The organism is Mycolicibacterium sp. TUM20985 (assembly GCF_030295745.1).
Lineage (GTDB): Bacteria > Actinomycetota > Actinomycetes > Mycobacteriales > Mycobacteriaceae > Mycobacterium.
This window is the reverse complement of the sequence record NZ_AP027291.1, coordinates 4354279-4379748: the sequence shown is the minus strand read 5'-3', so window position 1 is coordinate 4379748 and position 25470 is coordinate 4354279. Positions and strand designations below refer to the sequence as shown.

Here is a 25470-nt window from a genome sequence, read left to right as displayed (position 1 = left end):
TGGCTAGGGCACTTGTGCCCTAATCGGGTAACGCATTGGCCGAATCGTGACGAGGCCGCGCAACGTGGACGTACGCTCGCGCACCAAATAGGAGGACCGGTGCCACCACATGTGAGCGACGGAGAAGGCATGCGCCCGGAGATTGCGATGTCCTGGCGCAGGTCCACCATGTGCGGCGTTCAGCCTGACGTGCAGATCCCGTTGGATTCGGGCAGTGAGCACGACACGCGCCTGCTGCGTTCGGCGATGCCCGTCCTCGAGGAGCTGGCAGATCAGATCGCCGGGACAGGACTTTGCGTCCTTCTCGCCGACCGTGACTGTCGCATCGTGAGGCGGGTCTTCGACGGCACTCGCGTCGAACGTGGGTTGGAAACCCTCGGCATTCTCAGTGGCGCGCTATGCGCCGAGGAGATGGCGGGGACCAACGCGATCGGCACACCGTTCGAACTGCGTCAGGGCGTCGTCGTCAACGGCAGCGAACACTATCTCGAGCAACTGCGTGGCTTGAGCTGCTATGGGCATCCGATCATCCATCCGGCCACCCGGCGGATCGAGGGAATCCTCGACATGACGATCGAGGCCTCTGAGGTCAACCCGTTGTTCGTACCCTTCGTCACCCGCGCCGCTCGGGATATCGAGCGTCGTCTGCTCGACGGTTCGAGGGTTTCCCAGCAACAGCTCGTCCAGGCGTTTCAAAGTGTGCGCCCGCAGCCTCACCTTGCCGTGGCGGCGATCGGTGTGGACATGCTTCTGACCAACGAGGTCGCGATGAACACGTTGGACGCCACGGACCACGTCCTGCTTCACGAGATCGCAGCCGAATTGCGCCCTGGTGAAATTCGGGAAGTGCAGCTGGAATTGAACAGCGGCGACACCGTCGCCGTACAGGTCAATGCCGTCCCTGGGACCGACGGCGGCGCGGTCTTCCTGATGCGTTCAGCGCGCGCCTCCTCCACCCGGATCCGCCGCGGCGTGAACGCCGCGCCGGGTTCGGCCCACCGGCTCAAGATGGATCTGGCAAGGATGCGCACCATCCCGGGAGCTCTCGCGGTCTGCGGCGAACCGGGTAGTGGCCGCACGACGGCGGCGCGATTGCTCGTCGAACCGGACGACGCCCACTGGCTCGACGGTGTTCGCGCGGTCGTCGACGGACAGCCCCGGTGGCTGCGGGAGCTGATCGCAGCCGCCAACGGCGACGCCTCCGCGGTCGTGGTGGAAAACGTCCAGTTGCTCCCCGACGCGATACTGACGGTGCTCGGAGGTCTCATCGACTCCGAGACTCAACCTCGGATCGTGCTCACCGGGGGACCGATGGCGCAATTGCCCCCGCAGGTGGCGGCCCTGATCACGCGGTGCTCCGGCCGTGTCGAGCTGCCACCGCTTCGGCAGCGGCGGCTGGACATGCCCGAGATCAGCCGCGCCCTACTCGCTGAACTCGGGGGGCATTGGCGACTGACGCCGCGCGCTTTCACGGCATTGTCGGCGGCGGATTGGCCCGGCAATTTCAGCGAACTCAGGCTGGTCCTGCGCAGCGCCGCCGAGACGGCGCAGACGCCCGACATCATCGATGTCTCCGACCTTCCGCCCGGGTATCAGAGCGTCACCCGGGTCGCCCATCTGGCCGGCCGAGAGCGGGCCGAACGGGAGGCCATCATCGGCGCGCTGTCTAGGGCCGGTGGTAACAAGGTCCATGCCTCAACGGAACTAGGCATCAGCCGCAGCACTCTTTACGCTCGCATGAAGGCGCTGGATATCGGCACCTAGCTGTCCAGTTTCCGGACAGTTACGGATCACCGCGCTCTCCCACACTGATGGCATCAGACAGCACGAGCTGTGTGACGAGTGAGTTCGCATCCGCATGAGGTCGGCTTCCCGCCGCGGTTCCACCGTGGTGCCAGGCACTGGCAGCGACCTCGACGCAACGGTGGCGCGATCGAAAGGAAAGGCGCTCAAGAATGACGTCAACAGAAACGAAGAGGGTTTCCTCTTCCGTCGGCAAGGAGAAGTCGCAAACGCCGGTGCGCCGGGGCGGCTCCTACAAATCAATCTTCATCGCGTTCGCGGTCATTGCGGTCATCGGCCTCAGCTGGCGGGCGTATCAGCAAGCCTTCGCAGTGTCGAAGGGGCTCGACTCCCACAATCCGGAATTCACCAAGTACTGGGTGTCGCTCGCCCTGGCCAACATGACGCTGCTGCCTGCCGCCGCCGGCGCGTGGTACGTCTGGATGTGGGTTACCGGCAAGCGCCTGCCCACCGAGATGACCCGGGAGGACGAGGGACGCAGGTTGTGGAACCTGTGGCTCATCATCCTGTCCTTCTGCACCGCGGCGTACATCGGCGGTAGCTATGCGGCCGAGCAGGATGCGTCCTGGCACCAGATCGTCACCCGCGACTCGGCCTTCACACCGAGCCACGACGTGCTGTTCTACGGGGCCTTCCCGCTGATGATCTACTTGGCTGCCGGGTCCTACATCTATGCGCGCACCCGTTTGCCGCACCTCTACGGCGGCAAGCTGCTGCCGGTGTCCTTCGCCTTGATCGTCAGCGGCAGCCTGTTGCTGCTGTTCCAGGTGGCGATGAACGAGTTCGGACACTCCTTCTTCCAGGCGGAGGAAGTCTTCGCCGCGCCGCTGCACTGGCCGTTCGTCATCTTCGCCTACCTGCTCGCCGGAACGTTCGCCGTCTGGTTCGGCACACTTCCGCGAATCATGGAGCTGGCTCGCCAGGAGCGTGCCGAGGTAGCCGCGACACCGGAGTCCGCAACGGCGGAGTCCACGACCACGGTCGGTCCCGTGACGGCCGACGTCACGAGCACGGGCCACGTGGCCACGCAATAGCACCGAGCAAGGTCCCTCAGCGAGCGATGTCGTATCCGCTCGCTGAGGGACCCACCAACGAATCGTGACATCGCGTCGCTGTACGCATTCCGGCATTCCGGCTCAACAGAGGGTGATTGCTCCATGACTACCGCTAGAGAAGAAGCCAGTTCCGCACTGGACGTGGAGACCAAGAAACCCCTGCTCAGTCGCCGCTGGGATCTGCTGATCCTGGTCAGCGCCGCGCTGCTCATCATGGCCGCCTTTCACGTCAACCAGATGCTGTTCAGCGGCGACTGGTCGTTCTGGGCCGACTGGAAAGACCGGGAGTTCTGGCCGCTGGTCACTCCTGCCGTAGGCATCATCGTGCCGGCGGCCGTGCAGTACATCGCCTGGCACCTGCTGCGCCTCCCGCTGGGTGCGACTCTGTGCGCGCTGCTGCTGATCATCGCGCAGTGGATTTCGCGGTGGGGCAGCTTCGACCAGTGGACCCACATCCCGCTGAACTTCACCTGGCCGGAGACATTCATCATGGCCGCAGTGCTTCTCGATGTGACGCTGGCGGTGTCGCGCAGTTACATCGTGACGTCGATCGTCGGTGGGCTGCTGTGGGGCGCGCTGTTCTGGTTCTTCAACTTCCCGGCCCTGTCGCCGTATCTGGTACCGGTGGACTTCCACGGCACCCTGCTGACAGTGGCTGACACGCTCTCGTTCCACGTCGGCAGAACCCAGACGCCGGAATACCTGCGCATGATCGAAGAGGGACACCTCAAGGCGCTGGTCAGTGACATTACGATCGTGGTCGCCTTCTTCGGCGGGATGTTGTCGGCCGCCTGTTACTGGATAGGCATTCTCATCGGCAAGTACATCGCAGTATGGCCCATCGGCAAGTTCTTCAAGCTGCAGACCGACTGAAATCGACGACGAGAAGATGATGAAACTATCTGAGCTGCAAGGCCTTCGGGGCCTCGTCCATTCGTTGCGCGGCAAGCGCACGAGCCATCGCTGGGGACCGGTGCTCGCCGTGATCGGAATCCTGCTGCTCATCGCACCGCCGCCGGTGGCCTCCGCGCATGGGGAGCAAGGCCAGCAGGCATTCGAACGCACCTCGACGGTCCTGTTCTACGACGTGAACTTCTCGACTGAGAACCTCAACATCGGTGACGAGTTGACCATCACGGGGACGCTGCGCGTGATGAACGCGTGGCCGGACCACACGATCGACCCGCCGGACTTGGGATTCCTCACCGTGAACCAACCGGGCCCGGTGTTCTACATCGAAGACCGCGAGATGTCGGGCATGTTCACCCCCCAATCGGTCAAACTCACCAAGGGCGGGGTCTACCCCTTCCGCCTGGTGCTGAAGGCGCGCATACCGGGCACGTGGCACATCCACCCAGCAATGGCCGTGAAGGGCACCGGAACTCTCATGGGCCCGGGCGCGTATGTCACCATCAACGATTCCGGAGTGTTCACCGAGCCACAGCTGCTGGCCAACGGCACGACCGCGGACCTGACGAACTACGGGCTGCCGCGCGTTATCACCTGGCAGCTCATCGGCTTTCTCTTCGGTGCCGCGTACGCCGTGTACTGGCTGCGCAAGTCACTGCTGCAGCGCGCGGCCGTGGTCAATTCCGGCGGCGGTGCCGGCTTGGTCACGAAAACCGAGCGCAAAGTCAGCATCGCCTTCGGTATCGGAGCTCTGGTCCTGGGACTCGGCGGCTTCATCTACGCGACGGTCTCCGACGGACCGCACGTACCGCTTCAAGTCGCGCGGCTGGCTCCAATACCCGAAGCCCCGAGTCCGCTCTCGTCGAAAGTGCAGACCAAGGTCGAGAATGCGGTCTTCGACGCGGATGCGGGCACGCTCGCGCTGACCGTTCAGGTCACCAACGCCAATGACACTCCGGTGTACTTCGACCATCTGCAATTCGCCGATCTGGAGTTGGCCAACAAGGAGGGGGCACCGCCCGGACTCCCGGCGAACACCCTCGCCACCGTGACGCCGCCCGGTCCGATCCAGGCCGGGGAGACACGTGAGATGACCATCACCGTCGATGCTGGGGAGTTGAAGGCGCAGAATCTGCTGCCGCTCAACGACGCCCAGGTCCGTATCACGGGGCTGATGTTCTTCAAGGACGCCAGCGGAACGAAGGCGGCGTCGGAGATCAACGAGCTCTCCTCGGGCATTCTGCCGAAATTCGACTAGTAGATAGTCACCGCGCCGCTCAGCCGAAACGCGGCGTCGAACACACCACAGGAAGGGAGTTTCGGCCATGAGCCTGAGCATCCTTGCCCATGGGGGTCAGATGACCGGCGATGAGATAGCCATCATGGGCGGTGGATTGTCGTTCGCTCTTCTGTTCCCGATCGCCGTGCTGATCGTCGTGTCGCGGCGGATGAAGAAGAAAGAGGGTTCCAACGACGGTGACGGCGGCGATGCTTCTGCAACCGCCGTCGCGGCCGCCCCCGAACCCACCCCTTCTGTCCTAGCGACTCCCGATCCCGCTGAACGCACGTGACCAAAGAGGACGGATCAACCTCATGACCAATCTCGTTGCAATGGGCGATTTTTCGTCCAACGTCAGTGCACAGTTCTTGTACACGACTGCGCTGGTTCTGTTCATGGCATTGGTGATGCCGGTGGTGGCGATCGCCGTCATCGTCAAGAAATCGACGTCGGCGGAGGCGCGCAACAGCGTGGCCGGTCTGGGCACGGTGAGCCTTCACGAAGAGCTCGACGAGTTCATCGCCGCGGTCGAATCCGGCGGCATCACGATGAAATCGCTGCGCGGTGAGGGTGCTCGCGACAAAGCTGTGGTGGCGCCGCGCACCACCTTCAACAGTCCGGGGGCCTGACAGAGTGTTGTCGGCCAAACTGATTATGGCTGTGGCCGTTCCTGCGCTGATCTGTGTGAGTTGCTCGTCGAAGCCGAACACGCAGTCATCGCCGTCGGTTACTCCTCCTGCGACGGTGGCGACGTCGCGCGCTGCGGCCCCATCGACAGGGCAGAGTAACGCCGGGCTGGTGATACCAGTTCAGATCAGCCAGGGGACCGTCACGCCCACCAATGCTGAGTTGGAGGCCCGGGTCGGCGAACCCATAACGGTGCGCATCGACAGCGATGTCGACGAAGAACTTCACGTGCATTCGGTGCCAGAGCACGAATTCGAGGTCAAGCCGGCGGCCGGCCAGATCTTCAGCTTCATCGTGGCCATTCCGGGCCAGGTGGCGATCGAGCTGCACCACAGCGACAAGACTGTGGCGACCGTGACAGTGCGCTGACTCTTGAACGGCCCAGCTCGCCAGCTTCTTGCTCACGGACTCGGCGGTAGTACCGATCTCCCGATTCCGTTCTCCTACACCGTCGTCGCTGCGGCATGGGCGCTGAGCATCTCGTTCGTCATACTGGTCTTCGCTTGGCGCACACCGCGGTTGCGGGCCGATTCGGTCGGTCGTCGGGTGCCGCAGTGGATCAACACCGTTGTCACGTCTGCGGCGTTCCGCAACGCCATGGCTGCGCTGGGGTTGGCGTTCACCGGCTGGGTGGCACTGGCGGGATTCCTGGGTCCGCGCAGCGCGTCGCACAATGCGTTACCCGGCACGTTCTACGTGCTCCTGTGGGTCGGGGTGGTCGCCCTCTCGGTGCTCTTCGGACCGGTATGGAAGTTGATCTCGCCGGCGCGTGCGGTTCGTCGTCTACTCGACCGCGGCAAGCGGTTCGAGGTTCGCCGATCATCCGCGACGTACCCGGAGCGATTCGGCTACTGGCTGGCCGTAATTGGGTTGTTCGGATTCGCCTGGGTTGAACTGGTTTCGCCCGATCCTGGCTCGGTGACGGCGATTATCGCCTGGTGTGTCGTCTATCTGGTGGTGACCGTCGGTGGTGCCATTCGCTACGGCGCTACGTGGTGCGAACGGGCGGACCCCTTCGAGGTGTACAGCACACTGGTCTCGCGGATCTCATTCGTCGGTCCCGGCAACCGGCCGGGAATCTATGTCCTGCGGTTGCCTTTGAACAATCTGCAGGCAACGAAGATTCGCGCGGGTTCGGTCGCATTGGCCGCCACGCTGCTGGGCTCGACAGCCTTCGACAGCTTCTCCGCGCAGGCGGCATGGCACCGATTCGTGGATTCTGCGTCCGCACGGCTGGCTCCGATCGATGCCACCGTTGCGTCCACCGCCGTGCGGTCGGTGGGCCTGATCATGATGATCGTGTTGGTCGGCGGAACGTTCTGGCTGGCGGCACAGGCTGTTCCAGCCTTGAGCCGAGCGGAACGCCGCAAGTTGCCCGGGCTGCTCTCGCCGTCATTGACCCCGATCATCGTGGGATACGTCTTCGCGCACTATCTGTCCTATCTGGTCGAGAAGGGCCAATCAACGATCCAGCTGTTGTTCGACCCCTTTGATCGTGGGTGGAACGTCTTCGGGCTCAAAGACCATGGCGTGGCCTACATCTTGTCCGCGCATCCCGCGCTACTCGCGACGATCAAAGTCACGTGTGTGCTGACCGGTCACATCCTCGGAGTGATGGCCGCGCACGACCGCTCGCTGCGCCTGCTGCCCCAACGACAGCAATTATCTGGACAACTGGCCTTGCTGCTGACCATGGTCTTCTACACGTGCGGAGGCCTTTATCTGCTGTTCCAGGCCTAGGAGCGGTGCACGACCCGACCGAGATCACTGCGCACGAATGACATGGATGTGAATGATGCAGACCCAAGCATTGCAGGGGCAACGCAACGAACTGAGGGGCGTCTGGGAGAGGTTTCTCCTACCTGGGGCTGACGTGCGCGCCAGTGAACCGACGAGCTTCGTCCTTCGGTCGGAGATCGCCCGGTCATGGACGCGGTCCCTGGACTCCGTAGATCCGGCGAGCGACGGCGCGCCGGCTACCGACGAGTCGATCGTCAGCCGCTGGAATGACTCACCGCTACACGGCCCCGTCACGGACATGACAGCCGAATTGCGACGGATCGTGGATTCCGCCGCGTTCGTCGTCGGCGTGACCGATGAGACTGGAACGTTGTTGTGGACGTGCGGTGGCCGCACCGAGCGCAATCAGGCGGAAAAAGTCAATTTTGCGGTCGGAGGGCGTTGGGACGAATCTGGCTTTGGCACGAACGCAATCGCCCTTGCCCTCCGAACCGGAGAGGTCAGTACGGTGTTCGCAGCCGAACATCTCGTCGAATGTCTGCACCGTTGGGTCTGTTACTGCGCGCCGATTCGTGATCGCCATCATCGGATCGTCGGCACGCTCGACCTGTCCACGACATGGGACCGAGCCAACCCTCTCGCGATGTCGACGGTCAGCGCGTTGGCCTCCTTGATCGAGGCGAAGTTGGCGGAGCAGTGCCCTGGCCCGTTCAACCTTGGCGACAGCCCTCAGGTATCCATCCGTTGCCTGGGCTCGACCGAGGCCGCAATTGGCCCGAAGACGCTGCGGTTGAGTCCGCGGCAGGCAGAAATCCTGGTGCTGTTGGCCCTACGGCCGCAGGGCTACACGGCTGGCGAGCTCAGCCTCGAGCTCTATGGTGACCGCCACGTGTCGATTGCGACTCTCAAGGCGGAGGTCTCCCACCTTCGGCGCCTGTTCGGTGGCACGATATCGCGGCATCGATACGCGTTGACCACTGAGATATCGTGCGATGCGCTAGACGTCCTCAACGCGCTTCGACGTGGCGACATTGCAACGGCCGTCGCCGCTTACCGAGGTCCACTTCTTCCCGCATCCGAAGCCCCCGGTGTAATCGATTGGCGCAACCGTCTTTCCGTCGCGGTGCGCGAAGCCGTCCTGCGAGACGAGTCGGCCGAACCCGCACTCATCCTGGGCAATCATTGCCACGACGATCCGGCCATTTACGAACATGCCTTGGCGAAGTTGGCGCCGGCCGACTGTCGGCGACCGCTCGTCGTCGGTCATCTGCACACCTCGCTGCGCGGTTGGCGCTAACCGGCGCCAGTTCCGTGCGGAGGCACGAGGCGTCCTTCGAGGAGTCGTAAGCGGGAATCGGTTGCCCGCCTTCGGTCCAGCTGCCGACCCGATGAACACGGATAGCCGTAGGTTGGCCCTACGTGGGATCGCCGCGCGAATCGCAGGGAACGACGTGGCCGTCGTCGACGAGGGCCAACGTCACCCGCATCTCGTTCGGTCGAAGGCTGCCCGTCCAGTCGTCGTAGGGATGATCGAGGAACCCCACGACGAGCAACGCCGACACCACCAGCGCTGACACGAATGCGATGGGCACGGCCTGAATCAGGGCGCTCTCACGGCGATCGGCCTGTACGCACGTGTAGGCCAGAACGGCGGTTGCCCCGATCCCCAGCACGATCCACAGCGGCAGCGGCACCGACGGTTCGGCCTCGGCAATGCGGGCGCGGCGGCCGTCCCGTCGCTCGGCTTGCTGGTCGAACCATTGGCCGTAGGCCGCTTCCTGCTTCGGTGTCCTCGGATCGGTCGCGGCGAAGTCCGTCACCATCGTGTCGACCCAGTGTCGTACCGAGGCAGACGATTCCCCGCGCTCCATGGCGGGCCACTCGTCTGTGAGCACCGAACGTGAATAGCAGATGAGGTCGCCGTGCAGCCGAGAGCCGTCATGTCCTTCGAGCACGTCGGACACGTTGTGCAACTCGGTGACGGCGATCGCCTCCATGGTGCCGCCGTCACGGGCGCGCTGATAGTTTTGCAGCGCGTAGAAGATCCATTCTTCTCGCCCAGTGTTGCCTGCACGGGTGGGAATGCAGTGGTTAGACTTCGGCCGCTTCCAAGAATGCAGTAGTCGATACCGCATCAAGACCCCTCCAATGCGCTCATACTCGGCGCACCGGTACGCAGAGCGATGAGGACGCACACCATGACTGCAGAGAATGTGGCAGAGCCCGGCGTAGCCGACGACGAGTGTCGGGATTGTGGTTACGAGCCGGAACTGAAACGAACTCTTGGGGGTTTCCAGGTCTTCGCGATCTCCTTTGCGTTCATCTCGGTGGCGGTCGGCATCTTCGCGACCTACGACGCGGTGCTGGGCACGGCGGGGCCGGTCGGCATCTGGCTATGGGTCATCGCGTCGGTGGGCCAGACGCTGGTGGCGTTGGTGGTGGCGCAGTTCGCGGCGCGGATCGCGTTGAGCGGTTCGTCGTACCAGTGGGCATCACGGCTGGCGAGCCCTAAGATCGGCTGGCTGTTCGGCTGGCTGACGTTCTGGTATCTGGCGATTGCGGTGGTCGCGTTGGACAACGCCTTGGCCAGCCAGGCGCTGATGCCGTTGCTGGGCATGTCGGAGGACGAGGGCGTAGCGCGCCTCGTGACCGTCGCGATCCTGATCGTTCAGGCCGTGTTGGTGATCGCCTCGACGCGGCTGCTGGGTCTGATCACCTCCGGGGCGGTCGGTATCGAGTTGGGCATCGTGGTGGTGTTGGTGGTCGCGCTGGGCGCGGTGATGGTGTTCAGCGGCAGCGGAGACCTGGGGAACCTGACCTCACGCGGGATCACCGTGGGCGATCCCAACTACTTCGCGATCGGGGGCGGGTTGACCGCCGGCATGATCATGGGTTTGACCACGTTGGTCGGCTTCGATTCCGCGGCGAACCTGGCCGAGGAGGCCAAGGATCCCTTCCGCAGCGTGCCGCGGGCGATCGTGGCGTCGGTGGTGGCGGCGGCGGTCCTGGGACTGGTGTTCCTGATCGCGCTCACGCTGGCGATCAAGGACATTCCCGCGGTGACCCAGAGCGGTTCGCCCGTCGCGGCGATCATCCGCAGTCAGCTGGGACCGATCGCCGAGCGAATCCTGTTGGCAGGTTTGGCCTTCGCGATGTTCGGGGCGGGCATGGTGGTGATGGCCGCGTGTTCGCGTCAGGTTTTCGCGATGGCCCGCGACGAGCGTTTCCCCGCACACGGTCTGATGCGTCGGGTCAACCCCAAGACCCAGACGCCCGTGCCGGCGACGATCCTCATCCTCGGCGTCGGAGTCGTGTTGATGCTGGCGTTGCCCGGTCAAGCCCTGCTGCAGTTGATCATTGGTTCGACGATCCTGCCCGCACTGATCTACGGCGCGGTGGTGATCCTGTACCTCGCGGTGCGCAAGACCCTCGATCACAAGGAGGGTGGGTTCAGCCTCGGGCGGTTCGAGCTGCCCGTGGCCGTGGCCGCGCTGGTGTGGGTGGTGATCGCCCTGGTGGCGCTCGTCACCCCCGGCGATGCGTCCATTCCGGTGCTCATCGTGCTCGGATTGATCGTGGCCGGCGGAATCTACTTCGGGTACATGATGATCTTCCACCGCGAAGTCCTCGACACCGAACCCGGTGCGGACTTCACGGCCATCGCGGACGCGGGCAAGTGACCGCTACCTCGGCGCGTCCGGCTGAGTTGACCGGCCGGGTCGTCCATCCCGGCGACGCCGAGTACCCAACGGCCCGGCTCTCCTGGAACCTCCGGTTCAGCCACGAACCGGCTGTGATCGTGTTCGCCCGGGAGACGCACGACGTGGTCAACGCGCTGGCGTGGGCGCGAGAGCACGCCATGCCCGTGCGGGTGCGTAGCGGCGGTCACTGCCTGGAGGGGTGGTCCACCGTCGACGACGGCATCGTGATCGACGTCAGCGAGATGAAGTCGGCCACCATCGACGCGAACGCCCACACCGCGACCGTGGGGGCCGGGCTCAAGCAGCTCGAGGCGGTCACCGCACTGGGCGAGGCCGGGTTCGCGGCGCCGACGGGCACCGAGGGAACGGTCGGGCTGGTCGGCGCGACGCTCGGTGGCGGGTTCGGGCTGCTGACCCGCAACTTCGGCATGGCCAGCGACAACCTGCTCGCGGCGGAGATCGTCATCGCCGCCAAAGATGGTGCGGTGCAGGTGCTCACCGTCGACGAGACCAACCACGCGGACCTGCTGTGGGCGCTGCGCGGTGCGGGCAACGGCAACTTCGGCATCGTCACCTCGCTGACCTACCGGGTTCGGCCGTTGACGCAGGCCATCTACGTGACCGCGACATGGCCGGGTCTCGACACCCTGGCCGACGTCTTCGAGGCGTGGCAGCGCTCAGCGCCCCACACCGATGACCGTCTCACCAGCCAGCTGGAGATCCGCCGCGACGAAGTTCAGCTGATCGGAGCGCTCGCACCCGGATCGGAGGCCGAGGCCAAGGAGATGCTGGCATCGATCCTGTCGGTCGGCGCACCGACGGTGACGATCGTCGACGGCACGTGGGCGGACATCTATGCGGGTTTCCAGATCCCGACCCCCGACGAGCCTCAGAACTGGATGTTCAAGTCGCAGTTCATCTATCAGCCATACCCCGTCGAGGCCATCGAGGTGGTGCGCACCTTCATGGCGAAGGCCCCGACGCCGGAGTGCAACTACTTCACCAACGCCTTCGGTGGCGCCGTCGCGGGCAGCGAACCGTCGGGCGGGTCGGTCTTCGCTCATCGTGACGCGCTGTTCTACGCCGAGCCGGGCGCGGGCTGGGGCATCCGCGGTGCAGGGATACCGGCCAGCGAAGACCCGCTGACCGTCCCGTTGCAGGAGTGGATCGAGGAATTCGCGGCGGCGTTGGCGCCCCATGTCGACGGCGCCTACGTCAACGTGCCCAACGCCGGCATGCCCGGCTGGGAGAGCGCCTACTGGGGAGCGGGCGTCGACCGCCTGCGGACCATCAAGGCCAAGTACGACCCCGATGACGTGTTCACCTTCGAGCAGAGCATCCAGCCCGCGGTGCCGCGCCCTCAGTGACTGTGTGGGTGCGGACGTGCCGTGCCCTCACCGCGACGGCGGGCCTCTTCGCCCTCGGCGATGAGACGCAGCTGCTCGTCGACCTCGCGGCCCTCCAGCAGCGGCTGGCGAGGATCCCAACGGGTACCCTCGGCGGCATCCTTGCGGCGGCGGGCGATCGCGGAGATGACCTCCAAGATCACGCGGTTGCCCAGCAGCGCGGTGATGTCGGCGTGATCGTAGGGGGGTGCCACCTCGACGACGTCGACACCGAGGACGGGCAGCTCGTAGCAGATCCGCCGCACCGCGTCGAGGAGTTCGCGAGCCGAGAATCCGCCCGGCTCAGGGGTTCCCGTGCCCGGTGCGGCGCCGGGGTCGCAAACGTCGATGTCGACGGACAGGAAGACGCCCTCGCAGTCGGTGGTCGCGATCTCGAACGCCTCGGTCAGGCAGGGCTCCAGCCCGCGGGCGACGATCTCGGTCATCTCGTAGGAGCGCAGGCCCTGCGCGGCCATCCACTGCAGGGTCGGCTCCTCGGGCCAGTAGCCGCGTAAGCCCAGTTGTAGGAACCGGTCTCCGCGCAGTGCCCCGGATTCGATCAGCCGGCGCATCGGGGTGCCGTGGCCGACCAGCGAACCCAGGTGGATGTCACCGGTGTCGGCGTGGGCGTCGAAGTGGATCATCGAGACCTTGCCGAACCCGTGCTGACGGGCCACCCCCGTATGGTCCGGCCAGGCGATCGTGTGGTCACCGCCGAGGACGATCGGAATCGCCCCCGAGGCGGAGATCTTGTACACGTCCTCCTCGATCATCTGCACCGCCTGCTCGACGTTGCCGCTGTAGAGGGCTACGTCGCCGGCGTCGTACACCCTTAGGTCCTTGAGGCCGTCGACCCGCAGCGCCAGGCTGGGCCGTGACCCGTTCTGCGGCAGGTAGCAGGCCTGGCGCAGCGCCGACGGGCCGAACCGCGCACCGGATCGGTACGTCGTCCCGCCGTCCAGCGGAGCGCCGAGGATGACGATGTCGGCGTCCGCGTACGTCGACGGGTCCTCCAGGTCGCAGCGCGGTACCCCAAGGAAGGTGATGTCTGGTCCGAAGCCTGTGCCTGCCATGTGTTTTCCCTTCGTGATGGCTAGTCGGTGTCGTGCATGGTGATGAGCGCGCGGAACGTGTGCCGGAGGGTGGCGCGGATGCGTCGCTTGTCGACCGGACCGAGGGGCCGGTAGACGTTGTCGATCTCCAAACCCGCCATCACGGCCATGATGGTGCGGGAGTCCAGTTCTGGCTGGCGCGACCCAAGGTCGCGGAACAGCCGACTCAGTGCGGGCACCATCGCGGCGTGCCAGCCTTCGAACATCGGGCGGAGTCGTTCGTCTCGGCTGGCTTCGGTGACGAGTTCGTAGCGGGTGACGATTGCGCCGGGGGGCGAGGTGAATCCGTCGATGGTCATGTCCGCCAGTAGATCCGCGAGTTGCTCGGGGGTCATCGTCGGTTGCAGCCGGTCGGCGGCTCGGACGACGCGTTCGATCTCCCGGTCGGACAACTGTTGGAAGGCTTGGGCGATGAGGTCGGACTTGTCGTCGAAGTAGTAGCTCAGGGCACCGAGGGGGATTCCGGCCTGGTTGGCCACCACGCGCATCGACAGGCCGGCTAGTCCGACGCGGGCCATCACCTCGATGGCCGCATCGATGATCTCGATGCGACGCTGCGCGCCGCGTACCGTGTTGCCTGTATTTCGTTGGTGATCAACCTGTTTGGTGGCAGCTCCGGCGCCGGTATCCCTCATCCCTCGAACTTCAGGGTGGAGAAGTCGGTATCCCACATCCAGGCGGGCTGACTGCTCCAGCCCGAGTACCCCTTGCGGGCGGCGACCGTGTTGTGCAGATCCGCGATGTTCACCCAGCACAGTGAATCGCGGTAGGCCTTGGCCGCCTCGACGTAGAGCGCCTGCGACGCGGCCGGGTCCGGCTCGGCACTGGCCTCGTCGAGCAGCTTGTCGGCCGGGGGTACCGAGCATCCGAGGAGATTGACCGGTGCACCTGTGTAGTCGTAGATCCGCGACCACGTATCGGGATGCGCGGCATCGGGATTGAAGGATGCGACCATCAGGTCGGGCCGCTGGTCGGGGTTTTCGCCGAGCGCGAAGAACTGCGCCAGGGGGAAGTCCCGAACGGTGGAGCTCAGGCCCGCCTGCTGGAGGATGACCTGGATCTGATTGGAGAGGTCCTGCAGGCTGCTGTCCCCGCTGGGGTAGCCGATCTCCACGTTGCCGCCCTTGGCGCCGAGTGCGGCCAACTTGGCGGGGTCGAGGGCGGGTGCGTCGGGCACGGCGCCCTCGGGCATCATGCCGGTGGGGTAGAACTGCGTCGACGGCGTGCCTTGGGCGCCGAACACCGTGGTGGTCAGCGCCTCGCGGTCGAGCGCAGCGCTGAGCGCCTCACGCGCCGGCCTCGGGCCGAATACCGGTGAGTCGGGGTTGACCATGACATGAGCCTTGACCAACGCGTTCGTTTGCAGCACTTCGCTGTTGGGGCTACTGGCCGCTGCCTCGTAGTCACCCTTCGACAGGCCGTGCAGGATCATGTCGAGCTCACCCTTGTCGAGTTGCAGCCGCTGCACCGCGGTGGCGGCGACCACCGGCATCTCCACGGTGGTGATCTGTGGTGGCGGTCCCCAGTAGTTCGCGTTGGCGGTGAGCGTGTAGTGACTGGCCGGCACCGCATCGGTCAGTTCGTAGGGGCCCGTGCCCGCGGTGTGCGACGCAAGCCAGGCCGCCGCGTGGTCACCGTCGGCCGAGTGTTCCGCCACGACGGCCGGGCTGGTCATCAGCGGGCCGTACGGCGAGGCGAGGTAGTCCAGGAACGGTGCGACCGGTTTGTTCAGGGTGACGACGAAGGTCTTCGGATCCGGTGTCTGCATGTCCTTCAGTTCGGCGAGCATGTAGGCCGGGCCGGCGGCGACGTCGATGCGGCGCTGGAAGCTTGCCTTGGCCGCGGCGGAGTCGAACGGGGTGCCGTCGGCGAACTTGACCCCGTCACGCAGGGTGAAGGTATAGGTGAGGCCGTCGGGGGAGACGGTCCACTTCGTCGCGAGCAGCCCCTCGATCGTCGTGGACTCCGGCGCATAGCGGAGTAGTCCCTGATACGCGGAGGTCATGATCAGCAGACCTTCGGGTTGGTAGAACGAGTCCGGGTCCAGCGGCGGTGGGTCGCTCATCAGGGGAGTCCGTACCGCCGAGGTCGAGGCCTCGCTACTGGCCGCCCCGTTGCCGTCGTTCGAGCAGCCCGTCGCCGTCAACAGGAGGGCGGTCATCGCCAGGGCCGTAACACCGCATGCGCGCTTCATGCCACCGAGTCTCGGCACGTTGCATTTCGTCCTCGTGACATGGCGGTTACTAGTTTGTACGAACGTCCAGGTTTTGGACGATCGACCTAGAAATGCCGCGTCGCGCGTTCTAGTGTTGCGGCGACGGCGTCACAGAAGGCCGCGAACTGCGCTGAAATGCGAAGGGAATTAACATAATGACGACAACGGTGCCAGCTGCCTTCGACCTGACCGGTCACGTGGCGCTAGTGACCGGCTCGAGCAGTGACCTCGGCATCGGGTTCGCCGCGGCGCGCCTGCTGGGTCAGCTCGGTGCGTCGGTGATGGTGACGGGGACCACCGATCGCGTCGGCGAGAGGGCCAGCGAGCTGCAGCGTGAGGGGATCGCCGCCGGCTCTCACGTCGCCGACCTGATGGATCCGGGGGCCGCCCAGGGACTCGTCGCGGCCACCGAAGCCGAGTTCGGCAAGGTCGACATCGTGGTCAACAACGCCGGACTGGCGTCGGTCAACATCCCCGAACGACCGAACCCGCTGATGTCGATGACTGAAGAGGAGTGGTCACTCGCCCTTCGGCGCAACGTGGACAGCGCCTTCTTCGTCACCAGAGCCGCGTTGCCGGGCATGGTGCACCGCGGTTACGGCCGGATCGTGAACGTCGGCTCGTCGGCGGGGGTCCTGACGGCGTACACGGGCGACGTCGGCTATCACACCGCCAAGGCCGCGATGCTCGGCATGACGCGGTCGGTGGCCGTCGATGTCGCTGGTAACGGGGTGACGGCCAACATCGTGCTTCCCGGCTGGATCGCCACTGCAGCCCAGCTCCCGTCCGAGGTCCCCCTGGGCGACGCCACTCCCGTGGGCCGGTCCGCCAGTGCGGCCGAAGTCGCCACGGGCATCGCGTTCCTGGCCGCGCCCGGCGCGTCCTACGTGACCGGTACGACGCTGGTGATCGACGGCGGCAACTCGATCTCGTCCTGAGCGTTCACCGCGTGATCGACGCCCCGGCACCGGCTTCGGTCAACGCGATCGTCGGCGCGGCGTAGCGGGCCCGGCCGACGGCGTCCCGCACCGCGTCCGCGACGGCGTGCCATCGCTCGAGATCCGCCAGGGCGATGACGCATCCGCCGAACCCGCCGCCGGTCATCCGTGCGCCGAGGGCCCCGGCGGCCACCGCGGTGTCGGCGATCAGGTCGATGTGGTCGGTGGTGATCTCGAAGTCGTCGCGCATCGACGCGTGCGATGCGGTGAAGATCCGGCCGACCTCGGCGAAGTCAGAATCACTCAGCGCCGCAACGACATCGGCGACGCGGGTGTTCTCGGTGAGGATGTGCCGCGCCCGGCGGGCATCGACGGGATCCACGATGTCGCGCAGGGCGGCCGCACCGCGGTCCTGCACCTCGCGCAGCGATCCGACGCCCAGATCGGCGGCCGCCCGTTCGCACGACGCGCGCCGAGCCGCATACTCGCCACCCGCATGGCGATGTGCCGCATGGGAGTTGATCAGCATCAGGGCGACCCCGGAGGCGTCGGGGTCGAACGGCACCGCCCGGACGTCCGTCGTCAGGAAGTCGATCATCAGCGCCCGATGCGGCTCGCCGTACAGCGATGCCAGCTGATCCATCAAACCCGTTGGTGCACCCACGTAGTCGTTCTCGGCGCGCTGGGCGATGCGGGCCTGCTGGGTGCGATCGATGCGCAGGCCGGCGGCCGATGCCAGAGCCCCCAGAGCCGCGCACTCGAGCGCTGCCGAGGAGGCCAGCCCCGAACCCATCTCGACGCCGCTGGAGATCGAGAGCGTGCCACCGCCGACCACGTGGCCCGCACCACGCATGGCCCACACCACGCCTGCCACGTAGGCCGCCCATCCGTCGACGTCGCCGGGTGCGGTGTCCAGGGGGATCGCGACCTCGCCGACTTCGCGGTCGCTGCTCACCACGACGACGTCACCGTCATCGGGGCGCAGGGTCACTTCGGTGCGGTCCGGCAGCGCGATCGGCAGCGCGAACCCCTGGTTGTAGTCGGTGTGCTCGCCGATCAGGTTGATCCGCCCCGGCGCGGCGTATCGAATCACCTCGGTCATGCCAGCCCTCGCAATCGGTCGGCGACTGCCTCGGGGGCGACATCGCTGATGAACGCGTCCATGGCGGACTCCGATCCCGCAAGGTACTTCAGCTTGGTCGCGCTGCGACGCACCGACATCAGCTCGACGTGGAAGTACCCCTCCCGTTGGGCGTCGGTGTCGCGATACTGATGCAGCGCCGAGATATACGGCAACACAGTGGGATACATGCGATCGAACCTGGCGAGCACATCGTGGTAGATCGACGTGAACCCGTCCAGCTCGGCATCGTCGAGGTCGGCGAGACTGCGCACGAACCGGTTCGGATAGATGTGCACCTCCACGGGCCAGCGGGCCGCGAAGGGGACGAACGCGGTGAAGAGGTCGGTGCGCGCGATCACGCGGGTCCCCTCGGCCACCTCGCGCGCGAGGACGTCGGCGAAGAGGTTGCCGCCGTGGCGCTCGGCGTACGCACGCGCCTCGGCGAGCATGTGCTCGGTGCGCGGGGTCAGATACGGATAGCCGTAGATCTGTCCGTGTGGATGGGTCAGCGTCACGCCGATCTCCTCACCCCGGTTCTCGAAGCAGAACACCTGCTCGATCCCGGGGCGGCTCGCGAGGTCGGCGGTGCGGTGACGCCACGCGTCGACGACCAGTCGGGTGTGGGCGGCGTCGAGCTCGGCAAAGGACGCGGTGTGGCTGCTGGAGAACGAGATCACCTCGCAGCGGCCATGTCCCGCCGCACTGACGAAGTCGCTTCCCTCGACGCCGGGGAGGGCGAACGCCCTGCCGTCGGCCCCGGACAGACTGGGGAAGCGGTTCTCGAAGACGACGACGTCGTAGTCGGGTGCGGGTACCTCGCTGTCCTCGCCCGACGCGCTCGGGCACAGCGGACAGCGGTCGGCGCTCGGCAGGTAGGTGCGGTCCTGGCGTAGTGCGGCGACAGCCACCCACTGCCCGGTCTGTCGGTCGAACCGCAACTGCGACAGGTGTTCTCCCCGGGTCGGCAGCGGCCGCCGGTCGGGCACCGGCGCGGGGTGGCGGCCGGGCAGGGAGAAGAACAACACGTCTCGGCCGTCGGCGAGGTGCCACCGCAGGGGCTCCGCCGCCATGGCGCTCACCGCCCCGCCGTGGGCGCGATGAGCAGTTCGCCGACATGCGCGTCGAGGATCGCCCGGCCCGAGTCGGTGAGCCCGTCGTCGACGATCAGCGTCTGCACCTGACCGAGTTGGGCGAACACGCAGGCGCCGACCTCGCCGTACTTGGTGTGATCGGCCAGCACGGCCAGGCGGCGGCCGATGCCGATCAGGGTGCGATTCGTTTGGGCCTCGGCGACATTCGGCGACGTCAGGCCGGCGTCGTCGTCGAGACCATGCACGCCGAGATACGTGGCATCCACCCGGAAGGACGCGATCGCGGTGTCGGCGACGGGGCCGACCAGTGCGTCCGAGGGGGTGCGCACCCCGCCGCTGAGATACACCAGCGGCGCCTCCGCACCGTCGGCAGCGGGGGCCGTCAGCTCCTGAAAGACGTTGATGGAGTTGGTGACGACGGTGATCGACGATCGCGCTCGTAGGTGCCGGGCGAGCGCGGTCGTCGTCGTGCCCGCGCCGATTGCGATGGTCATGCCGTCCTCGACCGTTGCCGCGGCGGTGGCGGCGATGGCCGCCTTCTCCACCCGCTGCTGTCCGGCCTTCTCGGCGGTGCGCGGCTCCTCGCCGCGGTGGTGCCGCGCTACCGCGCCGCCGTGCACCTTGCGGAGGAGGTCCCGCGCGTCGAGGGTGTCGAGGTCACGGCGCACCGTCATCTCCGATACCGCCAGTTGGGCCGCGAGGTCGGCGACGCGCACCGCGCCACCCGATTGCAGCGCGCGCAGGATTGCACCCCGCCGTTCATCGGCCAGCATCGTCATCACCCTCTACCGCGATTCGAACAGGTCCGCACAGAATCTAGCGGAAGTTTCGACCAAGAGTGCGCGATTGTGTTCGAAACTGTCAACGCCCGCTGGTGAACCGCTGCAAGAACTGGCGGGTGCGGTCCTGCTGGGGATCGGTCAGTACCCGTTCGGCGGGACCCGACTCGACGATCAGGCCGCCGTCGAGGAAGCACACCCGATCGGCGACCTCCCGCGCAAACGCCATCTCGTGGGTGGCCATCACGATGGTGCGCCCGGCGCCCGCCAATTCGCCCACGAGCGTCAGCACCTCGCCGACGAGTTCGGGATCCAACGCGCTGGTGATCTCGTCCAGCAGCAGCAGGCGGGGTTCGTAGGCCAGCGCCCGGGCGATCGCCACCCGCTGTTGCTGACCTCCCGACAGTTTGTCGGGGTAGGCCTCGGCGTGCGCGGCCAACCCGACGCGGGCCAGCAGTTCGCGGCCGCGCTCCTGGGCGTCCCGGCGCGACGACCCGTGCACCACCCGGGGTGCCAGGGCCACGTTCGCCAGCGCGGTCATGTGGGGGAAGAGGTTGAACGACTGGAACACCATGCCCATCGCGCGGCGGGCTTCGTCGGCGTCGATGCGTGGGTCGCTGATGTCGCGGCCGTCGAGCAGGATCTGGCCGTCGTCGATGTCATCGAGTAGGTCGATGCACCGCAGTAGCGTCGACTTCCCCGATCCGGACGCCCCGATCAGCACGACCACCTCGTGCTCGGCCACGTCGAGGTCGACACCGCCGAGCACGGGCCGGTCGTCATAGGCCTTCGTCAGGCCCCGCACCGACAACACCGGGGGGTGAGTGGTCACAGCGCGCCCTGCCGCGTCGCCACCCGTTTGGCCGCCCAGTCGGCGAGCCGTGCCGAGGGCACCGCCAGTGCGACGAACAGCAGACCCGCCACGACGTACGGCGTGAAGTTGTAGGTGGTGGCGGCCTGGATCTGCGCGGCGCGCACCGCGTCGACCGCGCCGAGCACCGAGATCAGACCGCAGTCCTTCTGCAGCGCCACGAAGTCGTTCAGCAGCGCGGGTGTCACGCGGCGGGTCGCCTGCGGCAGCACCACCAACCGCATCGTCCGTCGGTAGTCGAGTCCGAGGGACTTGGCGGCCGCCAACTGCGACGGGTGGACCGATTCGATGCCCGCCCGGAACACCTCGGCCACGTACGCCGAATAGATCAGCACCAGGGCAAGGCCGCCGAGCAGCACCGGGTTCGTCGGCAAGCCCGCCAACCGCAACCCGGGCAGGCCGAACCCGACGAGGTAGAGGCAGATCAGCAGCGGCAGGCCGCGGAACAGGTCGACGTATCCGGTTGCCAACGCGCGCAAGGGAAACCACACCGGGCCGCGGAGCGTCCGGACCGTCGCCAGCCCGAGACCGAAGACGAGGATCAGCACCTGGCAGACCACCAGGACCCGAACGTTGAGCCACAGGCCCTCCAGCAGCGCAGGAAGGCTGTCCCAGCCGATCCGCAGATTGAAGAACGAATCGCGGACCCGCGGCCAGCCCGGTGACGACGTCACCGCGAGTAGCAACACCGTGGCGAACACCACGGTCGAGACGAGGGCGACCAGGATGGACCGTCGGGCTCGCGACTGCCGGTAGGCCACCCGGTCCAGGGCGGCCGTCGTCACGACAGGACCGGTGCGTTGCCCGCGCCGGTGAGCCATACCTTCTGCAGCTTGAACAGCTCGCCGTCGTTGCCAAGATCGTCGACCGCCTTGGATACGCAGGCCGTCAGCGGACTGCCCTTGTCCAGCACGATGCCGAACTGCTCGGCCTGCTCGCCGCCCGCGGGCAACTGGCCGACGATGACGCCGTCGGTGAGCTCGCTCTGAACTTGGAAGGCGGTGGGTAGATCCAGCACCAGCGCATCGATTTGACCGTTCGACAACGCGGCCTTGGCGTCGTCGTTGTTGTTGAACACGGCCACACCCGGGTCGATCGCCTGCGCGGCCGTGTAACTGGTGGTGCCGACCTGCGCGCCCAGCTTGAGTCCCTTGAGCCCGTCGAGGGTCTTCACCTGTGCGGCCGGTGAGGACTTCACCGCGACGACGGCCTGCGTCACGTTGAAGTACGGCGAGGAGAAGTCCACCGCCTGCTTGCGCTCGTCGGTGATCGAGAACTCATTCAGGTTGGCGTCGAACGTCTTCGGGCCCGGTGCTATGGCCGCGTTGAACGGCACCCGCACCCACTTCACGTCCTCGGGTGTGTAGCCGAGCTTGCCGGCGACGGCGTAGGCGACCGCCGATTCGAATCCCTTGCCGTTGGCCGGGTCGTCGTCCACGAACCACGGCGGGTAGGCCGGTTGATCGGTGCCGAAGGTGAGGGACCCCTTCGCCAAGGTGGACAGGGAGTCCTTGGTGCACTGGCCCGCCGCGGCGGACGATGACGTGCCGGTCGCCGTGTCGTCGGCGGGCGCGCAGGCCACCGCCGAACCGAGCAGAGCCAGCATGGAGACCAGAGCGGAGAGAGTGCGCATGGGCGGCATCATCGCGCAACTGATGACCGCGCGCCATCGTTTGCGATCATCATGACCGTTGTTGGGATCGGTAGCGGCGGGGGCGCCGTCTACTGAGCGCCACGACGACGCCACCGAGGCGACGCCCCACGGAAGGCCAGGCAGCATGAACATCGTCCCCGCCGCAATCGAGGAACAGATCACCCGCGTCGACCGCCAGCGCAGCCGGGTCATCGGCATCGGCAGTGCCGTCCTCGCGGCCTGGTGCGCCTACCGCCTGATCTGGCTGGTGTACCTCGCGCTGACGTTCGGCGGATTCGTCGGCTCCCTGGTGTTCTCGTTCATCCTCTGGGGGGTGATCGGTGTCGTCGCCGCGGTGACGGCGGTCGCCTTCCTGGTTCGCGCCAGGCAACCCTGACCCACGACGCCAGCTGCCCCCGGCCCACCCGCCGGGGGCAGCTGCGCGCAAACCGGCGACCGGCCCTATCGTGTTGCTGTGTCCGACGACCGCGCCCACGGCCACCTGCGCGACGTGGTGACCCGACTCGCGGCGAGAGTCGCCGCGCGCAGGGCCGGACTCGGACCGGCGACGACCCGCTACCGGATCCGGCGGCGAGTGCCGGTCCGCATGCGCGACGGGGCGGTGCTGCTGGCCGATCACTATGCGCCGCTGACGAACACGCCGGCGGGCACACTTCTGCTGCGCGGCCCCTACACGCGGGATGCCCTGCCGACCCGGGTGATCCTCGCGCTGTACGCGGAACGCGGCTACCACGTCGTACTGCAAAGCACGCGTGGGACTTTCGGCTCCGGTGGCACCTTCGAGCCCGGCTACGGCGAGGTGGAGGACGGTGCGGACACCGTCGCGTGGCTGCGCGGGCAGCCCTGGTTCACGGGCACCTTCGCCACGGTCGGTGGCTCCTACCTCGGCTTCACCCAGCTGGCGCTCCTGGCCGACCCCCAGCCCGAACTCACGACGTCCGTCGTGACGATGGCGCCACACGACCTGGGCCACGCCGCGTGGGGGAGGGGCGCGTTCGCCCTCTTCGACTTCCTGACGTGGGGCTACCAGATGGCCTGGCACGAGCGTGGCGGACTGGTGCGGCAGCTGATCCGGTCGCTGTCGACCCCGCGCCGATTGGCGCCCGCCGTCGGGGCACTCCCGCTGAGTGCGGCCGCCGATTCGGTGATGGGTGGTGGCGCCCCGTACTTCCAGTCCTGGCTCGGGAACACCGATCCGTCCGACGAGTACTGGCGCCAACGTGCGGTCGCGTTCCAGGCGGAGCGGCCGGTGCTGCTGATCGGCGGTTGGCAGGACCTGTTCTTCGACCAGACCATGGCGCAGTACCGGATGCTGCGCGACGGCGGCGGCGACGTCGCGCTGGTGGTCGGACCGTGGACGCACGGCGAGGGTGGCGGCGTGGCGATCCGGGAGTCGCTGGACTGGCTGGCCGGCCGTCGGCGGGCGGACCCCGTCCGCATCTTCGTCACCGGTGACGGGAGCTGGCGGGATCTGCCCGACTGGCCGCCGCCCTCGACTCCGTCCGTCTCGTATCTGCACCACGAGGCGCGGCTGGCCGACGAGCCCGCAGCCGAGGGCACCCGGTTGCGGTTCGTCTACGACCCCGCCGACCCGACGCCGACCATCGGAGGTCGGTTGTTGCTGGCGTCGGCGGCTGGCTACCGCGACGACGGTGCGCTCGCCCAGCGTTCCGACGTGCTGACGTTCACCGGCGGCGAACTGGCGGTCGACCAGCTGGTCATCGGTGTTCCGTACGTAGAGCTCGCGCACTCCGTAGACGCGGCGTCCGCCGACGTGGCCGTCAGACTCAGCGACGTCGACGCGGCGGGCCGCTCCCAGAACGTCTCCGACGGTTATGCGCACGCCGGCCGGGGCTCCTCTGGGCCGCTGCGGATCGAGTTCGACGCGATCGCGCACCGGTTTCGCGCCGGCCACCGGATCCGGCTGACGGTGGCGGGCGGGTCGTTCCCGCGGTTTGCCAGGAACCTCGGCACGGGTGAGCCGCTGGCGACCGGTGTCGACTTCGTTCGATCGACACACGAAATCGACTGCGCGCGTTCGACCTTGGTACTCCCCAGCGAAGCCCGACCTATCGGATCTTGACGACGACCTTGCCCTTGGCGGTGCGATCCTCCAGGGAGGCGATGGCGTCGGCGGCCCGCTCGAGGGGATAGACCACGGGTTCGGGCGCCGACACGGCGCCGGATGCGAGCAGCGGCTCCAGTTCGGCCCACTGCTCGGCCAGGTACCCCGGGTGGGTGGCGGCCCAGGCGCCCCAGCCGACGCCGACCGCGTCGACGTTGTTGAGCAGCAGCCGGTTCACCTTGACGGTGGGAATGTCGCCTCCGGTGAAGCCGATGACCAGCAGCCGGCCACCTGGCGCGAGGGATCGCAGGGAATCGGTGAACCGGTCACCGCCGACCGGGTCCACCACGATGTCGACGCCACGGCCTCCGGTGAGCTCCTTCACGGCATCCTTGAACCCGTCGGCCAGGACCACGTCGGTGGCACCGGCGGCGCGGGCGACGTCGGCCTTGTCCTCGGTGCTGACGACGGCGATGGTGCGGGAAGCTCCCCACGCGGACGCCAGCCGCAGTGTCGAGGTGCCGATACCGCCCGCCGCGCCATGCACGAGCACGGACTCACCCGCTACCAGTCGGCCGCGGGTGCGCAGCGCGCAGTGCACCGTCAGATCGTTGAACAACAGCCCGGCGCCCGCTTCGAACGACACCGCATCGGGCAGCAGGAACACCCGATCTGCAGGCAGCGCAACGACTTCCGCCATCGCACCGGAAAGCATGGTCAGCGCGGCCACCCGATCGCCTGCCGTCACGTGGGCGCCGGGGGGAGCCTGGCGCACGACGCCGGCGATCTCGGCGCCGGGCACGTAGGGGAGCTCCGGCTTGTGCTGATAGAGCCCGCGCGTCTGAAGGGCATCGGGGAAGGCGACACCGGCCGCGTGGACGTCGATGAGGACGTCGTCGGACCCGGGTACCGGCTCGTCGATGTCGACGAGTTCGGCAGCCTCTGGACCGTCGAGCCTGGGTATCTGAATGGCGCGCATCGTGACCATTTAACAGCCCGTGGCGGCACCGCCGGTAGGACGGTCCGCTGCGGCGATAGTTATGATCCGTCAGCCGCTGGCAAG

At 66.8% G+C, this 25470-nt stretch carries 25 protein-coding genes and 1 pseudogene; 15 read left to right on the top strand and 11 right to left on the bottom strand.

Annotated features, from left to right (window positions below; all coding sequences use genetic code 11):
* Positions 1-129: 129 nt before the first annotated feature.
* The 10 genes and pseudogenes from QUE68_RS21530 (at position 130) to QUE68_RS21485 (ending at position 8770) form a co-directional block, all read left to right on the top strand.
* Positions 130-1764, top strand: coding sequence for a sigma-54-dependent Fis family transcriptional regulator (locus QUE68_RS21530; protein ID WP_286274410.1), 1635 nt, complete (start codon positions 130-132; stop codon positions 1762-1764).
* A 191-nt stretch (positions 1765-1955) separates the two neighbouring features.
* Positions 1956-2837 carry a methane monooxygenase/ammonia monooxygenase subunit C gene (locus tag QUE68_RS21525; protein ID WP_284228308.1) on the top strand — a complete coding sequence of 294 codons (882 nt, stop codon included), beginning with the start codon at positions 1956-1958 and terminating at the stop codon, positions 2835-2837.
* A 123-nt stretch (positions 2838-2960) separates the two neighbouring features.
* On the top strand, positions 2961-3731 hold the full coding sequence (locus QUE68_RS21520; RefSeq protein ID WP_284228307.1) for a methane monooxygenase/ammonia monooxygenase subunit A: 771 nt from the start codon (positions 2961-2963) through the stop codon (positions 3729-3731).
* Between the two features lie 19 nt (positions 3732-3750).
* Positions 3751-5025, top strand: a complete 1275-nt coding sequence (locus tag QUE68_RS21515; RefSeq protein ID WP_286274409.1) for a methane monooxygenase/ammonia monooxygenase subunit B — start codon at positions 3751-3753, stop codon at positions 5023-5025.
* A gap of 67 nt (positions 5026-5092) precedes the next feature.
* Positions 5093-5338 carry a hypothetical protein gene (locus tag QUE68_RS21510; RefSeq protein ID WP_284228305.1) on the top strand — a complete coding sequence of 82 codons (246 nt, stop codon included), beginning with the start codon at positions 5093-5095 and terminating at the stop codon, positions 5336-5338.
* A gap of 22 nt (positions 5339-5360) precedes the next feature.
* Complete coding sequence (locus QUE68_RS21505; protein WP_284228304.1) at positions 5361-5675, top strand: hypothetical protein; 315 nt, start codon at positions 5361-5363, stop codon at positions 5673-5675.
* 4 nt (positions 5676-5679) lie between these two features.
* Entirely contained in the window at positions 5680-6102 is a 423-nt protein-coding gene (locus QUE68_RS21500; protein ID WP_284228303.1) for a hypothetical protein, read from the top strand.
* A gap of 3 nt (positions 6103-6105) precedes the next feature.
* The gene (locus QUE68_RS21495; RefSeq protein ID WP_284228302.1) at positions 6106-7473 is read left to right on the top strand and encodes a hypothetical protein; all 1368 of its coding nucleotides are present in this window, start codon (positions 6106-6108) and stop codon (positions 7471-7473) included.
* 52 nt (positions 7474-7525) lie between these two features.
* Positions 7526-8092 (top strand): annotated as a pseudogene (locus tag QUE68_RS29555) (transcriptional regulator); the annotation flags it as partial.
* Between the two features lie 24 nt (positions 8093-8116).
* Complete coding sequence (locus QUE68_RS21485; RefSeq protein ID WP_284228300.1) at positions 8117-8770, top strand: hypothetical protein; 654 nt, start codon at positions 8117-8119, stop codon at positions 8768-8770.
* A 118-nt stretch (positions 8771-8888) separates the two neighbouring features.
* On the opposite strand, the gene QUE68_RS21480 is transcribed toward QUE68_RS21485, so the two are convergent.
* A complete protein-coding gene (locus tag QUE68_RS21480; RefSeq protein WP_284228299.1) occupies positions 8889-9608 on the bottom strand; it encodes a bestrophin-like domain in 720 nt (239 codons plus the stop codon).
* A gap of 63 nt (positions 9609-9671) precedes the next feature.
* On the opposite strand from QUE68_RS21480, the gene QUE68_RS21475 reads away from it, so the two are divergent.
* Both QUE68_RS21475 and QUE68_RS21470 read left to right on the top strand, forming a co-directional pair.
* Positions 9672-11153: an APC family permease gene (locus QUE68_RS21475; RefSeq protein ID WP_284228298.1), complete on the top strand. Its 1482-nt coding sequence runs from the start codon at positions 9672-9674 to the stop codon at positions 11151-11153.
* The gene (locus tag QUE68_RS21470; protein ID WP_284228297.1) at positions 11150-12541 is read left to right on the top strand and encodes an FAD-binding oxidoreductase; all 1392 of its coding nucleotides are present in this window, start codon (positions 11150-11152) and stop codon (positions 12539-12541) included. Before QUE68_RS21475 ends, QUE68_RS21470 begins: the two co-directional genes overlap by 4 nt.
* Here QUE68_RS21470 and speB read toward each other — a convergent pair.
* The 3 genes from speB to QUE68_RS21455 are packed head-to-tail and all read right to left on the bottom strand — an operon-like array spanning position 12535 to position 15832.
* The gene (gene speB, locus QUE68_RS21465) at positions 12535-13632 is read right to left on the bottom strand and encodes an agmatinase (RefSeq protein WP_284228296.1); all 1098 of its coding nucleotides are present in this window, start codon (positions 13630-13632) and stop codon (positions 12535-12537) included. The two genes, QUE68_RS21470 and speB, sit on opposite strands and share 7 nt — an antisense overlap.
* Before the next feature lie 20 nt (positions 13633-13652).
* Complete coding sequence (locus QUE68_RS21460; protein ID WP_286274408.1) at positions 13653-14306, bottom strand: TetR/AcrR family transcriptional regulator; 654 nt, start codon at positions 14304-14306, stop codon at positions 13653-13655.
* Positions 14303-15832 carry an ABC transporter substrate-binding protein gene (locus QUE68_RS21455; protein WP_284235283.1) on the bottom strand — a complete coding sequence of 510 codons (1530 nt, stop codon included), beginning with the start codon at positions 15830-15832 and terminating at the stop codon, positions 14303-14305. The genes QUE68_RS21460 and QUE68_RS21455 overlap by 4 nt, the downstream gene beginning before the upstream one ends.
* Before the next feature lie 209 nt (positions 15833-16041).
* Between QUE68_RS21455 and QUE68_RS21450 the strand changes: the two genes are divergently transcribed.
* A complete protein-coding gene (locus QUE68_RS21450) occupies positions 16042-16824 on the top strand; it encodes an SDR family NAD(P)-dependent oxidoreductase (protein ID WP_284228293.1) in 783 nt (260 codons plus the stop codon).
* A 4-nt stretch (positions 16825-16828) separates the two neighbouring features.
* Here QUE68_RS21450 and QUE68_RS21445 read toward each other — a convergent pair whose 3' ends face one another.
* The 6 genes from QUE68_RS21445 to QUE68_RS21420 all read right to left on the bottom strand — a co-directional run bounded on the left by QUE68_RS21445 (position 16829) and on the right by QUE68_RS21420 (position 22321).
* Positions 16829-17926 (bottom strand): galactokinase, encoded by a 1098-nt coding sequence (locus QUE68_RS21445; RefSeq protein ID WP_284228292.1) that lies wholly within the window; start codon positions 17924-17926, stop codon positions 16829-16831.
* A complete protein-coding gene (gene galT / locus QUE68_RS21440; protein ID WP_284228291.1) occupies positions 17923-19017 on the bottom strand; it encodes a galactose-1-phosphate uridylyltransferase in 1095 nt (364 codons plus the stop codon). Before galT ends, QUE68_RS21445 begins: the two co-directional genes overlap by 4 nt.
* A 5-nt stretch (positions 19018-19022) precedes the next feature.
* Complete coding sequence (locus QUE68_RS21435; protein WP_284228290.1) at positions 19023-19811, bottom strand: DeoR/GlpR family DNA-binding transcription regulator; 789 nt, start codon at positions 19809-19811, stop codon at positions 19023-19025.
* An 88-nt stretch (positions 19812-19899) separates the two neighbouring features.
* Positions 19900-20649: an amino acid ABC transporter ATP-binding protein gene (locus tag QUE68_RS21430; RefSeq protein ID WP_284228289.1), complete on the bottom strand. Its 750-nt coding sequence runs from the start codon at positions 20647-20649 to the stop codon at positions 19900-19902.
* On the bottom strand, positions 20646-21473 hold the full coding sequence (locus QUE68_RS21425) for an amino acid ABC transporter permease (protein WP_284228288.1): 828 nt from the start codon (positions 21471-21473) through the stop codon (positions 20646-20648). The genes QUE68_RS21430 and QUE68_RS21425 overlap by 4 nt, the downstream gene beginning before the upstream one ends.
* The gene (locus QUE68_RS21420) at positions 21470-22321 is read right to left on the bottom strand and encodes an ABC transporter substrate-binding protein (RefSeq protein WP_284228287.1); all 852 of its coding nucleotides are present in this window, start codon (positions 22319-22321) and stop codon (positions 21470-21472) included. Before QUE68_RS21420 ends, QUE68_RS21425 begins: the two co-directional genes overlap by 4 nt.
* 145 nt (positions 22322-22466) lie before the next feature.
* Between QUE68_RS21420 and QUE68_RS21415 the strand changes: the two genes are divergently transcribed.
* Positions 22467-22718, top strand: coding sequence for a hypothetical protein (locus QUE68_RS21415; RefSeq protein ID WP_284228286.1), 252 nt, complete (start codon positions 22467-22469; stop codon positions 22716-22718).
* A gap of 78 nt (positions 22719-22796) precedes the next feature.
* The gene (locus tag QUE68_RS21410) at positions 22797-24425 is read left to right on the top strand and encodes a CocE/NonD family hydrolase (protein WP_284228285.1); all 1629 of its coding nucleotides are present in this window, start codon (positions 22797-22799) and stop codon (positions 24423-24425) included.
* Here QUE68_RS21410 and QUE68_RS21405 read toward each other — a convergent pair.
* Positions 24412-25386: an NADPH:quinone oxidoreductase family protein gene (locus tag QUE68_RS21405; protein ID WP_284228284.1), complete on the bottom strand. Its 975-nt coding sequence runs from the start codon at positions 25384-25386 to the stop codon at positions 24412-24414. The genes QUE68_RS21410 and QUE68_RS21405 overlap by 14 nt on opposite strands.
* Positions 25387-25470 lie beyond the last annotated feature (84 nt).

Bases quoted from the DNA above. Each gene is read 5' to 3' on its own strand.
- QUE68_RS21505 (WP_284228304.1), top strand. From the start codon at position 5,361: ATGACCAATCTCGTTGCAATGGGCGATTTTTCGTCCAACGTCAGTGCA.
- QUE68_RS21405 (WP_284228284.1), bottom strand. From the start codon at position 25,386: ATGCGCGCCATTCAGATACCCAGGCTCGACGGTCCAGAGGCTGCCGAA.
- QUE68_RS21530 (WP_286274410.1), top strand. From the start codon at position 130: ATGCGCCCGGAGATTGCGATGTCCTGGCGCAGGTCCACCATGTGCGGC.
- QUE68_RS21435 (WP_284228290.1), bottom strand. From the start codon at position 19,811: ATGCTGGCCGATGAACGGCGGGGTGCAATCCTGCGCGCGCTGCAATCG.
- speB (WP_284228296.1), bottom strand. From the start codon at position 13,632: ATGGCAGGCACAGGCTTCGGACCAGACATCACCTTCCTTGGGGTACCG.
- QUE68_RS21480 (WP_284228299.1), bottom strand. From the start codon at position 9,608: ATGCGGTATCGACTACTGCATTCTTGGAAGCGGCCGAAGTCTAACCAC.
- QUE68_RS21520 (WP_284228307.1), top strand. From the start codon at position 2,961: ATGACTACCGCTAGAGAAGAAGCCAGTTCCGCACTGGACGTGGAGACC.
- galT (WP_284228291.1), bottom strand. From the start codon at position 19,017: ATGGCGGCGGAGCCCCTGCGGTGGCACCTCGCCGACGGCCGAGACGTG.
- QUE68_RS21475 (WP_284228298.1), top strand. From the start codon at position 9,672: ATGACTGCAGAGAATGTGGCAGAGCCCGGCGTAGCCGACGACGAGTGT.
- QUE68_RS21450 (WP_284228293.1), top strand. From the start codon at position 16,042: ATGACGACAACGGTGCCAGCTGCCTTCGACCTGACCGGTCACGTGGCG.
- QUE68_RS21525 (WP_284228308.1), top strand. From the start codon at position 1,956: ATGACGTCAACAGAAACGAAGAGGGTTTCCTCTTCCGTCGGCAAGGAG.
- QUE68_RS21485 (WP_284228300.1), top strand. From the start codon at position 8,117: ATGTCGACGGTCAGCGCGTTGGCCTCCTTGATCGAGGCGAAGTTGGCG.
- QUE68_RS21445 (WP_284228292.1), bottom strand. From the start codon at position 17,926: ATGACCGAGGTGATTCGATACGCCGCGCCGGGGCGGATCAACCTGATC.
- QUE68_RS21515 (WP_286274409.1), top strand. From the start codon at position 3,751: ATGAAACTATCTGAGCTGCAAGGCCTTCGGGGCCTCGTCCATTCGTTG.
- QUE68_RS21420 (WP_284228287.1), bottom strand. From the start codon at position 22,321: ATGCGCACTCTCTCCGCTCTGGTCTCCATGCTGGCTCTGCTCGGTTCG.
- QUE68_RS21460 (WP_286274408.1), bottom strand. From the start codon at position 14,306: ATGAGGGATACCGGCGCCGGAGCTGCCACCAAACAGGTTGATCACCAA.
- QUE68_RS21510 (WP_284228305.1), top strand. From the start codon at position 5,093: ATGAGCCTGAGCATCCTTGCCCATGGGGGTCAGATGACCGGCGATGAG.
- QUE68_RS21455 (WP_284235283.1), bottom strand. From the start codon at position 15,832: ATGACCGCCCTCCTGTTGACGGCGACGGGCTGCTCGAACGACGGCAAC.
- QUE68_RS21415 (WP_284228286.1), top strand. From the start codon at position 22,467: ATGAACATCGTCCCCGCCGCAATCGAGGAACAGATCACCCGCGTCGAC.